We start from the raw sequence: 12,045 nt of genomic DNA, 5'->3' as shown, positions 1-12,045 counted from the left end.
ATGACGCAGGGAGACGGGAGGCGTAGAAATGGCGGCTTATGACGTCATCGTCGTGGGGCTCGGCGGCATGGGCAGCAGCGCCGCCTACCACCTGGCCGCGCGGGGGCAGCGTGTGCTTGGTCTGGAGCAGTTCGGGCCGGCGCACGACCGCGGCTCCAGCCACGGCGGCTCGCGTATCACCCGGCAGTCGTACTTCGAGGATCCGGCCTACGTGCCGCTTCTGCTTCGAGCCTACGAACTGTGGGACAAGCTGGAACGCGATGCCGGACGGGAGATCATTTCGCTCACCGGCGGAGTGTTTGTCGGCCGGCCGGAGAGTCACACCTTCGCCGGCAGTCTGCGCGCTTCGCGCGAGTGGGACCTGCCGCACGAGATCCTCGACGCAAGCGAGCTACGTCGCCGCTTCCCAACCTTCAGTCCCCGGAATGAGGAGGTGGGGCTCTTCGAGGCCAAGGCTGGCTTCGTCCGCCCCGAGGCGACCGTGACCGCTCACCTCGAGCTGGCCGGACGGCACGGCGCCGACCTCCGCTACAACGAGCCGGTACTGCGATGGCAGGCGCTGCCCGACGGCGGCGTGCGAGTGACGACCGATGGGGGTTTCTACACAGCTGGCCGGCTCGTCGTCTGCCCCGGGGCGTGGGCCCCGGCACTCCTCGCCGACCTCGGTGTGCCGTTCATCGTCGAGCGGCAGGTCATGTACTGGTTCCAGCCGGAGACCGGGGTGGGCCCCTTCCAGCCCGAGCGGCATCCCATCTACATCCACGAGGACGGCGCCGGCACCCAGATCTACGGCTTTCCGGCCATCGACGGGCCCGACGGCGGTGCCAAGGTGGCGTTCTTCCGGCGCGGTCAGGTCTGCACCCCGGAGACCATCGATCGGCAGGTGCACCCGGAGGAGATCGACGACATGCGGGAACACCTGGCCGGAGTCCTGCCTGCCCTTCCGGGTCGATTGCTGCGAGCGGCGACCTGCATGTACACCAACACGCCCGACCAGCACTTCGTGATCGCGACGCACCCGGAGCACCCGCAGGTCACCGTGGCCTGCGGATTCTCCGGCCACGGCTTCAAGTTCGTCCCGGTCGTCGGCGAGATCCTCGCCGACCTGGCGACGAGCGGCTCGACGGTCCACCCCATCAGCCTGTTCGACCCGCGGCGCGACTTCCAAGGTCACGTCTGAGCCGGCCGAGACTGACCACTGTCCGCCGCGCCGAACAGGAGGCCGACCGAGGCCGGGGTGTGCCGGATCCGCGCCAGGCCGACAGATTGGAAGGCCGCGCTTGGAGCGCCACACGCTGGCCCCCAACGCAAGCCCGGGCGAAATGATCGGCGAACTCGACCGCGCTTGCGGGAGGGTTGTGACCCAAGGATGCGCCGACGCCCCACAGCACCTGGCGGATCACGAGCAGAGGCAGGCTCGCGAGCGGGAACATGCTGCTCAGACGGCCTGCATCGGGATGGTGCGCACGTTGCTGAGCCGGGTTGGTCGCGTTCAGGGTCGAGGGTTCGTGTCGCTGTTCAAGATGGTCCTCCTGGTTAGGTCATGGGCGAGGGCCGGCAAACGGGAGGTGGCACTTGGGACCGAAAACTCCTCACGCGGCCGCCGGAGCGGGGTGGTCGTCCACCTGCACCGGCCGGCGTGCCCGGCGCCGCTGGACGGCCAGCCCACCGGCGAGCAGGGCCAGGCCGGCCAGTGCCAGGACGATCGGGCGGAGGGTACGGTCCCAGGGCCAGCCAGGGCCGGTGAGCGTGATGTCTCCCGCGGGGTACTCCAGCAGTTTGGCCCGCCACGCCGCCGAGGCGACGTCGAGGTTGGCCGCGATGTCGCGCAGCGGCCCGTCGAAGGCGAAACCGGGCGCCGCGTGCAGATACGTCGGCCCGAGGTCGTGCGTCGCGGGCGCGTCGTGCCGGGCGGCGGCCGCCGCGCCGGGCACCAGCAGCCGGTCCAGCTGTGGTGCCTCCGCAAGCGTCGCCCGGGGCACGAACGTCAGCCCGTGCCGGGAGCGGACGGTTGCGGCCCCCGGCGACAGCGCGAGCGTCCGGGCGGCGTAGACGGCCTCGGTGTAGGTGACGAACACCGAGGCGAGTTCGAGCTCACCGACGCCCTCCGTCAGCAGGACCCCGGCCGTCGGCGCGTCCCAGCGGTACGACAGGTTCAGCGCGGCGATCGCGTCGCGGACACCGAAGCGCTGCACGGGAATCGGCAGGGGGGTTCCGGGCGAGTAGTGGCGCCAGCCCACGGCCTCTGCCGCGGCGGCGGCAACCTGCGTGCCGGCCAGGCGCTCGATCACCCGCAGCGTGCCGTCGATGCCGGAGAGTACGCCAGCCGTGCTGACGACTTGACCGTCGTCGACGTAGCGGACGCCGCGCTGCCACCGCACGTCAGGGAAGTCCTTTTCCAGGCCGTCCAGGTAGTACCAGTGCGACGTCGCGGTGTGCCCGTCGAGCACCCCGGCTGCCGCGGTGACACCGCCGCCCCAGCAAACGCTGAGCATCAACGCGCCGCCGTCGGCCTGCCGCCGGAGGAAGTCCAGCACCGCCGGCTCGTCGGTGCGTGGCATGGCAGGCACCACGACCACGTCCGCGGCGCGGCCGCCGAGCCGGGTCGCCAGGGACTCGAACGTGACATCGGGCACCAGGTCCAGACCGCCGGTCAGGGTGACCGGCGTCGGGGTCGGGGCGGCGGTGGGGACGTTGAAGCGCCCCGTGACGGCCAGCACCTCGAACGGTCCGAACGCGTCCGCGATGTTCGCCCCCTCGGCACCGAGCACCACGACTGCGGTCGGCAGCGCCGGGTCGAAGGGACGTGATACCGGCGCCGGAGCTCCCGGCGAGGGCGCCGGCGCGTACACGCTTCGCGTGTTCACCGCGGCGACCGTCGCACCGACCGATACCGGCAGTACCGCCAGCGCCAGCACCACCGCGCCGATCCGTACCACGACGCGCGGCAGCCGGTGCCCGCCGTGCGTGTACTCCGACCGCCGCCGCAGCATGACCGCGACCATCGCGATCACCATCAGCACGTGGCCGCCGGTCATGACGACTCCGGCGGAGACGGCGCCGAACCAGTACGGCACGAGCAGCACGATGAACGGCGCGTACATCGCGGTGGTCATCTCGCCGATGCCGGCCCAGCCGTGGCCGCGGATCCGCATCCACACCGCCATGCCGATGGCCATGTCGGTGGCCATCGTGAGCGTGTGCACGTCCGTTTGCGCGATCGTGACCGGCAGCGCCAACGCCCACAGTGGTCCCAGCGCGAACATGCCGGCCAGCATGGCCGCGACCATCTCGAGGAGATGGACGCAGAACCGGAAGACGGGTTGCATCGTGGTCTCCAAAACCGTTGATTGTGAGGGAACGCCGTGGCTCGGCCGGACCGCCGTTTGACGCGCCGATCGTCCGCCGGCCTGGCATTGCCCGGAACTCGGTGTCAGCCGATCTGTGGACAGCCCACACGTCGCGGTACTGCGTTCGGGCCCACCGGTCTGCGCCGCCCAGATCGTCGTGGGCCTGTCGGCCAGCGCACTTCCCGAAGGGCACCAGGAGCGCCAGCCGTGAACAGATTGATCGGACCGCCCGCCCTCACACGGCGCCGTCGACGAAGGCCCGTCAGTGTGGGTGGCCGTGTCGGCCGAGGGTCTCCACGGGAGTCGCGCCGGGGCGGGTCCACTGCGGCACGGGGCGGCTGGTCGGGCCCCCGGTGGCGTTTCCGTCCGCGTCCGAGCGCCAGAACCAGCACGCGTTCCGCCCCTCGGGCCAGCCATCGGGGTTGTCCTCCCACGCCTCGCCGCGGCCGTAGGGCGTCATGTCGAGCAGGCGGAAGGACCCGTTGACCGGCTCGGTGCCACGGCCCGTCGTCGAGTAGGTGAGGAACACGCGGTCGCCGTCGCGCAGAAAGCAGGTGAGGTAACCCATGCTGCCGCCGACCGGCGCATCCACGTCGTGCACCGAGTACCAGGGCTGGGTGTAGCCCATGAACTCGACGTAGGAGGCCACCTCGTCCCAACGGCCAGTGGTAAGGATGGCGAACGAGACGCCGCGGGCGTTGAGGTAGACGGCGTCCTTCAGGTGCCAGGCCGTGGTGGTGCAGCCCTCGCACTGCCCCTGGTGCGGCGCGCCGTCGTACCACATGTGCTGGTAAACCACGAGCTCGTCGCGGCCCTGGAATAGGTCCAGGAACGGGACCGGACCGTCGGGACCGACGACCTTGACCGTCCCGTCGAGCTCCACCATCGGCAGCCGACGCCGGGCTGCGGCGATGGCGTCGCCCTCGCGGGTGTGGGCCTTTTCGCGCCCCAGAAGCTCGTCACGGGCGGCCTGCCAGGTGGCCAGGTCGACCACGGGCGGGCGGCCGGGCAGCGCGGCGGCCGGGTCGCCCGTCGTGGTCGTCATCGTGTTCTCCGCAGTGTGTCGTGGCATCGATAGGTCACGTGCGTGACCGAGCTGGCTGCCCGCGACTTGACCTGCTCGAGATTCAGCGGCGGGACGCCGTCGAAGAGTCGCGTGCCGCCGCCGAGCGTCAACGGCACAATGTGCAACCGCAGCTCGTCGATCAGGCCGGCGGCGAGATACTGGTTGATCGTGGTCGCGCCGCCCAGGATCGACACGTCGCCGTCCCCAGCCGCCTCGCACGCCTGTCTCAACGCGGATTCGATTCCGTCGGTGACGAAGTGGAACGTGGTGCCGCCGTTCATCGGCAGCGGGTCGCGCGGGTAGTGGGTGAGCACAAAGACCGGAGCGTGGAACGGTGGATCGTCGCCCCACCACCCCTTCCACTCCCGATCCCACTCGCCACGCACGGGGCCAAACATGTTGCGCCCCATGACGAATACGCTGGCCGCCGTCATCTGGTCTACCTCAGCTCGGTTCTCCTCGGCGGTTTCGAAGATCCAGGCGTGCAGCTTGTTGCCCCAGCCGTCTCCGCCGTCGTCACCGAACGGGCGCTCCTCGGTTTGGTTGTGCCCGGCCGAGTAACCGTCGGACGAGATCGACAGGTCGCAGGTCACTTTGCTCATTGCTCTCTCCTCTACGGGTGCGTCGCCTGTTTAGATCTCTGGCGTTACCCTTCGCAAGTCACCAGGCCATGAACGCTTCCTTTGTGGGCGGCCCACCGGACCGACCCGAACAGGTCTCACGTGCACTGTCCGCCGTGCACGAGTACACCCGTCTCCCTCCGTCCCAAGTGGCCGCAGGGGTTAGGACGGTCTGACGGAGGCAGCGGTGCCGAGAGCGACGATCTGTCTGCGGCCTCCACGAGCGTGGCGACGCCTTCGGCGGTCCATGGCCCGGTCGTGATGACGGTGACGTGGTCGATGCCCAGGTCGGCAAACGCCGCGCAGCGGCTCACGAAGTCGGCGCATTCCTCCTCGGTCGTCGTGAAGCCGTGCGCGAACTTCTCCAGCGTCTCGAAGTAGTCCTCGCGCGCGCCCGGCACGAACAGCAGCAAAATCGACGCCCGCTCGCCTGCCTCGTTGCAGAATACGTGCACGCCACCCTCGGGAACGAACAGCAAGCCGCCGCGTGCCAGTGATCAGGTAGTGAACCGTGCCGCCGAGGCGGCGGTACCCCAGTAAGGCTCCGAATCAGCGGGGGACCGTGCCCGCTCAGTTCACCCGTGTCGCGGCGGCACCTGGGCTTGTAGGACACGTCAACTTCCGTTGCCGTAGGGACGAGTAATGATCTCCAGGTTGTGGCCGTTCGGATCTTCCCAGTACACGCCGCGACCGCCGTCGTTGGTGTTGATCTGGCCGGCCTGCCGGTGAAGGGGATCAGCCCAGTACGACAAGCCGCGCTCGCGGATGCGGCCGAAGATCGCGTCGAAGTCGGACTCGCCGACGAGGAACGCGTAGTGCTGCGGCCGCACGTTGGGGACGGCCAGGAAGTCCAGCGACACGTCGTTGTCGAGATGGACGACCATGAAGTGGCTGAACGGGGTCGGCTCTGGCAGGCCCAGGATCTCGGCCAGGAAACTCGCCGACGCGGCGGCGTCATGCGCATGGACGATGGTGTGGTTGAGCTGTACAGCCATGACGTCAAATTCCTTCCGGGGGTCGGAAGGCACCGATCGGGCTGAGCTGAATGCCGGCGAGCTGCCACCGTTCGCCGGCGCGGACGGCGATGTGCGTCGCACGGAACTGCCCGTCCGATGGCTGCCCACGATAACTCGCCTGCTGAGTGTGCAGCCCGATTACGACGGCCGCGTCGCCATAGGCGCGCACCGTGACCTCGCCCCAGGTCAGCGATGTGGTGATCAGGTCTTTCGTGCGGTACCGGTTCAGCCATTGCTGCTTGTCCAAGACGAAGCCCAGTGGCCCGACCAGCGCGAAGTCGGCGACGGTGAGCGCGTCGAGCGTCTCGACATCCGCGCGCTGCTCGGCCTCGGCCCAACGCCGGCCGAGCTCGAGTACATCGGCAGTGGTGGGATCGGTCATGACATTTCCTTTCGCTTCGGTCATGCAGGGATCACCTGCCCGTACGCACGAAGTCGATCAGTCGGTTCCAGGCGATCCTCGGCTTGACCAGCGTCTGTTTGAAGTCCGTCCGATCGTCGAGCAGCTGCTTGGCGCGCTTGCGGACCGGTCCGGAGGCCTTGCCCGTGTGGCCGGCGTCGAACGGTGGCTGCGGGTCGTATTCGATGGTGAGTTGGATCGACTCGGCCAACTTTCGTCCGGCGATTTCACCGACCAGCCAGAGCCCCAGGTCGATGCCAGCTGACACGCCCGCCGCCGTGACGACCTTGCCGGTTCGCACGATCCGTTCGTCCGGCCGGGGCACTGCGCCCATCAACCGCAACGGTCCCATCGCGGCCCAGTGGGTGGTCGCAGGCTGGCCCTTCAGGATTCCCGCGGCGGCCAGGATCACCGCGCCACTGCACACGGAGGCGGTCCACGTCGTGGCCTCGTGGACGGACCGCAGCCAAGCGAGGACCTTCTTGTCCACCATCGCGGTTGGCGTCGTCGGTCCGCCCGGCACCAGCACGAGATCCGGTGCCGGCGTCTCGGCGAGGGTGTGCGTCACGCCGAGCAGCAGGGCACCCCCGTCGGCGAGCAGCGGGCCGGTTTCCGTGCCCACGAAGCGAACATCGGCGCCCGGCATGCGGCTGAGCACCTCGTACGGGCCGACCGCATCGAGGGCGGTGGTGCCGGGATAAAGCAGGACCGCGATCTGCATCTCGGCACGCTCCCTTACATCGAAGCTGAACATCGCTCCTGCCGCGGCTCACTCTGCTGCTCCCTGCTGTGTCAGCGTCATGCTGTGAACGCGCGTATGAAGTGCAGGTATGTCCGTCAGGCGGCGCGTTCGTAGATCAGGAGGTGAACGCCGTCGCCGAAGGTTCGTGCCGAGGCGACCCGCAGACGCTTCGTCCCGCTCGTGCCGCCGAACAGGCGCTTGCCCGCGCCGACGATGATCGGATACACGAGAAGGTGCAGGGCATCGACCAGGTCGTGCTCAATGAGCGCTTGAGACAGCTGCGGGCTGCCGTGCACCAGAATATCCCGCTCGTACTGTCTCTTGAGCTCGGTGACCTCCTCGATCAGATCGCCCTTGAGGACCGTCGTGTTCTCCCACTCCGGGTCCTTCAGCCTAGAAGAGACGACGTACTTCGGCATTCGGTTGAATCTGTCGGCAAACTCGCCCTCGTATTGCGGCCAGGATGCCGCGAACAGCTCGTACGTGACGCGTCCGAGCAGCTGGGCATCTGCCGCCATCGTCTCGTCGACCTTGAACTGTTGGCCCTCTTGGCCGCGGGAGAAGTGATCGCTCCAGCCCGTGCGTGCGAATTGCTCACTGCCGCTGGGGGCCTCCACGACTCCGTCGACGGATATGTATTCGGTTACTACCAGCCTGCCCATGCGGTGTGTCTCTTTCGGTAGAGGGCGTGGGTGTTGTTGACAAGGCGCCACGCGAAGCCGGGCGATCCGTCAGCGACAGCGTTAATACGGCCGAGAGCACCCTCTCGCCGGGCGCGAGTTCGGTGTAGCTCCACGAGGTCGAACCGTATTCGCCGCGCACCTGTGGGAACAGGTGCGGCGGCCATCATGTCCGAGATTCTGGGAAACGTGTCCTGCCGGACGGCCTCATGCGCTCCTACGATGGCACCGTGGACGAGCGACGTGTGGTCGTCGTCGGCTATGACGGCATCGAACTGGTGGACGTTGCGAGCGTCACCAGCTGTCTCAACATGGCCAACCGGCTCGGCGTGACGCCCGCGTACGCCGTGCGGTTTGCCACGCTGTCCGGCGGCGCGGTGCGCTGTGACTCCGGGCTGGAGCTGTCCAGCCAAGTGGCGCTGCAGGATGTGAGCCGCACGCACACCCTCGTCGTCTCCGGCGGTCTTGGGCACGCCGCGGCCGCCGCGGACCGCAGCCTGCTTGCTCAGGTCCAGAGGTTGGCCCGCAGTTCGAGCCGCGTGGCGTCGGTGTGCACCGGTGCGAGCGTGCTGGCTGCGGCTGGGCTGCTGGACGGTCGGCGGGCAACCACCCACTGGCACCATACGGCCGAGTTGGCCGCCGCGTATCCGGCGGTCCGATTCGACCCTGCACCGATCTTCGTGCGGGACGATCACGTGTGGACGTCCGGCGGCGTCACCGCGGCGCTTGACCTCACCCTGGCGTTCGTGGAGGCCGACCACGGCGCCGAGTTGGCCCGATGGGTGGCCATGGGCATGGTCACCTACCTGCAGCGACCGGGCAACCAGGCGCAAATGAGCATGTTCGTGCGTGCCCGGCGCCCCGAGCACGCCGTGGTGCGGCGCGTCCTCGACCACGTCACGGCCAATCCCGATACGGAGCTCTCCACCGCCCGGCTCGCCGCAGTGGCCGGTGTAAGCGAACGGCACCTCACCCGGCTGCTCCTCGCCCACGCTGGGCAGACCCCGGCCCGGCTCGTCCGCCAAGTGAGGCTGGAGGCAGCGGCCACCGCCCTGGTCACCACCGACCAGACCGTCTCGTCGATCGCCAAGGCGACCGGGTTCCGCTCCGGCGAAACCCTGCGCCAGGCGTTCAGCGCATGGTTCGGCATCTCGCCGACGCAGTACCGAACAGTCCACCGTCGGAACTCTTAGCGTCTCTGATCAGCTTGGCGATCCTGAGTCGGATGGGCTTCCGGGATCGTTTCCCACCGTGGTGGGGCCGCGTGGGCGTGGAGGTGGAATCCTGCGCCCAGGGCGGCTCCTCGTGGCCGGTGGCCGGTGGTGGGTGTGCTGATCGTGTTCACGCCCTGGTATCGGTGGGCTGCGCGGGGCAGCCTCCGGTCCGTTGGTACGTGTCCCTCCGGACGCTTGCTCGCCCGGCCGGGAGGCCTTGACGAGTCATAGAAGCGTCAAGTGAAGCCACCGGGTAGCGCATGATCCGTAATCGGACGCCGGGGGCCGGCGTGTCTGGTCTCCAGCACATCCCGCAGGGTCCGTCACATCGGTTCGACGGGCAGCCACAGCTCGCAGGTCGCGGTGCTGAAGTCGTCCGCGCGCTCGAGGATCGCGACGATCGAGGGCCCTGGCCGCAGACGCCACGGGTTGGAAGGGAACCACTCGGTCGCGGTCGCGGCCCACGTCTTCTGCAGGGCCTGCGGATGGGGTCCGGCGGTGCGGAAGACCGCCCACATGCCGGCCGGTACCTCGATGGTGTCGAGGTCGTCGGGGGCTGGCGTGTCCCGGGAAACAGCGACCGCGTGCAGGTAGGTCAGTTCGCTGCCCTCCGTGCCGTCGGGGTCGAGGTCGTCGCAGACCTGCAGCAGGCCGCCCGGCTCGGTGTCGCCGAGGGCCTTCAGCCGCAGATGCGCCTCCGACGGCAGTGCCGTGATGTGCTGCTGGATGTGCGGGTTGATGCCTTGATGAATCAGCGGAACCCGGGCTGCGTGTCCGACGAGCCGGAACGCGGGGCGGTCGACGATGCGGGTGTCCATGGGGATGCTCCCTTCGACGGTCAGGCGGAACCTGAGCTGCGGTTGTGTGCGAAGGGGGCCTCCGTCGCGGCGAACGTCACCTGGGTTGGCGCCGTGGACCGCCCGGAACGCACGTCCGAACGCCTCGGCCGAGCCGTATCCGTGCCGGACGGCGATGCTCAGCAGATCGTCCTCGCCTCGGACGACGTCGGCAGCGGCGACGGTCATGCGGCGCCGGCGCACGTACTCCGACAGCGGCATGCCGGCCAACGACGAGAACATCCGCCGCAGGTGGTATTCGGTCGTGCCGACCGCCCTGGCCAGTCCGGTGACGTCGAACTCCTCGGTGAGGTGCTCCTCGACAAGGTCGACAAGCCGGTTGAGTGCCGAGATCACGAGGCCTCCTTTCGACGTCAAGCCTGGCCGAAGGACCCCGGTCCCGCCCGACCGTTGCGGTCCGATCCGATCATGTACCTGCACCGTCGCGGCGCCAACGCATTACCGGTCAGGACGCTTCGCTCAGCGGCGGCTTGCACGTTCCGGTTGGGGATGACGTGATGGATCGATTCGCGGGGGTACGGCAGTTGTGCCCGAACGCTCTTCGTAGGGCCCGCACCGACGTGGCGCGGGCCCTACGACGGTCTTCACAGCCGCTGACAGGGGTGGGTGCGAGAGCTGCCGACCTAGAGCGCTGGTGTCGCTACCGGTTGCACTCGAGCTGCCTGAGGTCGATGGCGTTGGCCATCGCCTGGTAGCCGGCGTCGCTGGGGTGCAGGTGGTCGCCGACGTCGTAGGCCGGCAGGAACCGCTTGGGGTTCGCGGGGTCGCGGGTGACCTGGTCGAAGTCGATGATCCCGTCGAACTCGCCGCTCGTCCGGATCCAGGTGTTCACCTCCTCACGGATGACTTCCTTGGCGGGGCTGTAGTAGCCGGCGCCCTCGAACGGGGTCAGCGTGGCACCGAGGATGCAGGTGTGGTTGGTGTGGGCGCGGGCGATCAGGATCCGGTAGGCGGAGATCAGCTGGTCGGCCGACGTTGCGACACCGCCGCCGATGTCGTTGATCCCTTCCATGAGGATGACGGTGCGCACGTCGGGCTGGGAAAGCACGTCTCGGTCGAATCTGGCCTGGACGTTCACCCCGGCGCCGTCGGTGAGAACCCGGTTGCCGGAGATGCCTTCGTTCATGATGCCGAACTGGTGCGCCGGGGGCTGTTCCGCGATGCGGCGGGCGAGGTAGTCCGGCCACCGGTGGTTGGCGTCGCGGGTGGACCCGTAGCCGTCGGTGATGGAATCGCCGAGCGTGGCCACAGTGTCGACCTGCTGCCGCGTGTCGACGACCAGCGCATCGACCCAGTACCAGCGGGTCGCCTGCTGGGTGAAGGCCGTCCCATCGGTGTCCGCGGCGTGATCACCAGGCCCGGAGATGTAGTTGGTCTGCATGGCCAGGTTGTGTCCGGTCAGGCTGCCGCTGGCGCCCCTGACGTGGATGCTGACCGTGAGATTGGTGTCGCCGGGCACGTCACCTGGCAGCGGGTCGCTGAGGACCTCCGCACCGTTCGGAACAGTCACCGTCTCGCTGCCGGCGAAGGTGACCTGCCGGTTGGTGCCCGGTACGACCCCGGCGCCCTCGCTCTGAACGCCGACGTAGACGGAGTCGAAGGTCACGATGCGGTCACCGAATACATTCGACAACGAGATGCGCAGATCGCTGCCACCGACGCTGGTGTGGATGATGTTGCGGACCGTCTGGTCGGCGAACGACCCGCCGACACGGTCCGCGCTGGCGCCCCAGGTGACGACCTGGTCGGTGGTGACCGAGGTCGCCCGTGTGGAGGCGTCGGAGCTCGGCTCGGCGGCGACTGGTCCGACGAGGGCGGCGACGGTTGCCAGGCCGGTGGCGATGGCGAGCCCGGTGGTAACTAAGGGCATGCGTGGCTGGTTCATCAGGAATGACTCCCTCAGTGAGTTCTGCATGACCGCACTTGGCCAAGCAGGATGGATCCCGAGGCGACCGGTCGAGCAGGGACCGTACGTTCGGCGGTCAGGCACCGGGATCGCCGGCCGTTAGTCTGATCGCCAACGCGCGGACCACGCTAAGTGGCCTAGCGATGACGCACGGCCATCTGGTCCTGCAATTGAGACGAACGGCTCCAACTGGG

At 68.5% G+C, this 12,045-nt stretch carries 12 protein-coding genes; 2 read left to right on the top strand and 10 right to left on the bottom strand.

Going from position 1 to position 12,045, the window contains the following annotated elements; genetic code table 11:
- Nucleotides 1-28: 28 nt before the first annotated feature.
- Entirely contained in the window at nt 29-1,180 is a 1,152-nt protein-coding gene (solA, locus tag A6A27_RS25380; protein ID WP_073837163.1) for an N-methyl-L-tryptophan oxidase, read from the top strand.
- Nucleotides 1,181-1,592: 412 nt separating this feature from the next.
- Here solA and A6A27_RS44405 read toward each other — a convergent pair whose 3' ends face one another.
- From A6A27_RS44405 to A6A27_RS25340, 8 genes are all read right to left on the bottom strand, one after another.
- Nucleotides 1,593-3,329: a DJ-1/PfpI family protein gene (locus A6A27_RS44405; RefSeq protein WP_158074043.1), complete on the bottom strand. Its 1,737-nt coding sequence runs from the start codon at nt 3,327-3,329 to the stop codon at nt 1,593-1,595.
- A gap of 283 nt (nt 3,330-3,612) precedes the next feature.
- Nucleotides 3,613-4,395 carry a DUF899 domain-containing protein gene (locus A6A27_RS25370; protein ID WP_073837162.1) on the bottom strand — a complete coding sequence of 261 codons (783 nt, stop codon included), beginning with the start codon at nt 4,393-4,395 and terminating at the stop codon, nt 3,613-3,615.
- The gene (locus tag A6A27_RS25365) at nt 4,392-5,018 is read right to left on the bottom strand and encodes a dihydrofolate reductase family protein (protein WP_073837161.1); all 627 of its coding nucleotides are present in this window, start codon (nt 5,016-5,018) and stop codon (nt 4,392-4,394) included. The genes A6A27_RS25370 and A6A27_RS25365 overlap by 4 nt, the downstream gene beginning before the upstream one ends.
- A gap of 116 nt (nt 5,019-5,134) precedes the next feature.
- Nucleotides 5,135-5,515 (bottom strand): hypothetical protein, encoded by a 381-nt coding sequence (locus A6A27_RS46205; RefSeq protein WP_241825447.1) that lies wholly within the window; start codon nt 5,513-5,515, stop codon nt 5,135-5,137.
- Between the two features lie 135 nt (nt 5,516-5,650).
- The gene (locus A6A27_RS25355) at nt 5,651-6,031 is read right to left on the bottom strand and encodes a VOC family protein (RefSeq protein ID WP_073837159.1); all 381 of its coding nucleotides are present in this window, start codon (nt 6,029-6,031) and stop codon (nt 5,651-5,653) included.
- Between the two features lie 4 nt (nt 6,032-6,035).
- The gene (locus A6A27_RS25350) at nt 6,036-6,434 is read right to left on the bottom strand and encodes a nuclear transport factor 2 family protein (RefSeq protein ID WP_073837158.1); all 399 of its coding nucleotides are present in this window, start codon (nt 6,432-6,434) and stop codon (nt 6,036-6,038) included.
- A gap of 31 nt (nt 6,435-6,465) precedes the next feature.
- Nucleotides 6,466-7,173, bottom strand: coding sequence for a DJ-1/PfpI family protein (locus tag A6A27_RS25345; protein WP_073837203.1), 708 nt, complete (start codon nt 7,171-7,173; stop codon nt 6,466-6,468).
- Between the two features lie 116 nt (nt 7,174-7,289).
- A complete protein-coding gene (locus tag A6A27_RS25340) occupies nt 7,290-7,856 on the bottom strand; it encodes a dihydrofolate reductase family protein (RefSeq protein WP_073837157.1) in 567 nt (188 codons plus the stop codon).
- A gap of 248 nt (nt 7,857-8,104) precedes the next feature.
- Between A6A27_RS25340 and A6A27_RS25335 the strand changes: the two genes are divergently transcribed.
- Nucleotides 8,105-9,067: a GlxA family transcriptional regulator gene (locus A6A27_RS25335; RefSeq protein ID WP_241825446.1), complete on the top strand. Its 963-nt coding sequence runs from the start codon at nt 8,105-8,107 to the stop codon at nt 9,065-9,067.
- Nucleotides 9,068-9,411: 344 nt separating this feature from the next.
- Here A6A27_RS25335 and A6A27_RS25325 read toward each other — a convergent pair whose 3' ends face one another.
- Together A6A27_RS25325 and A6A27_RS25320 are read right to left on the bottom strand one after the other, a co-directional pair.
- A complete protein-coding gene (locus A6A27_RS25325) occupies nt 9,412-10,281 on the bottom strand; it encodes an AraC family transcriptional regulator (protein ID WP_073837155.1) in 870 nt (289 codons plus the stop codon).
- Nucleotides 10,282-10,585: 304 nt separating this feature from the next.
- Nucleotides 10,586-11,830, bottom strand: a complete 1,245-nt coding sequence (locus A6A27_RS25320) for an SGNH/GDSL hydrolase family protein (RefSeq protein WP_198940442.1) — start codon at nt 11,828-11,830, stop codon at nt 10,586-10,588.
- Nucleotides 11,831-12,045: the final 215 nt, after the last annotated feature.

Origin of the sequence: Micromonospora sp. CB01531 (assembly GCF_001905095.1) — a bacterium.
Taxonomy (GTDB): domain Bacteria; phylum Actinomycetota; class Actinomycetes; order Mycobacteriales; family Micromonosporaceae; genus Micromonospora.
This window is presented reverse-complemented; position numbering and strand designations above follow the sequence as displayed.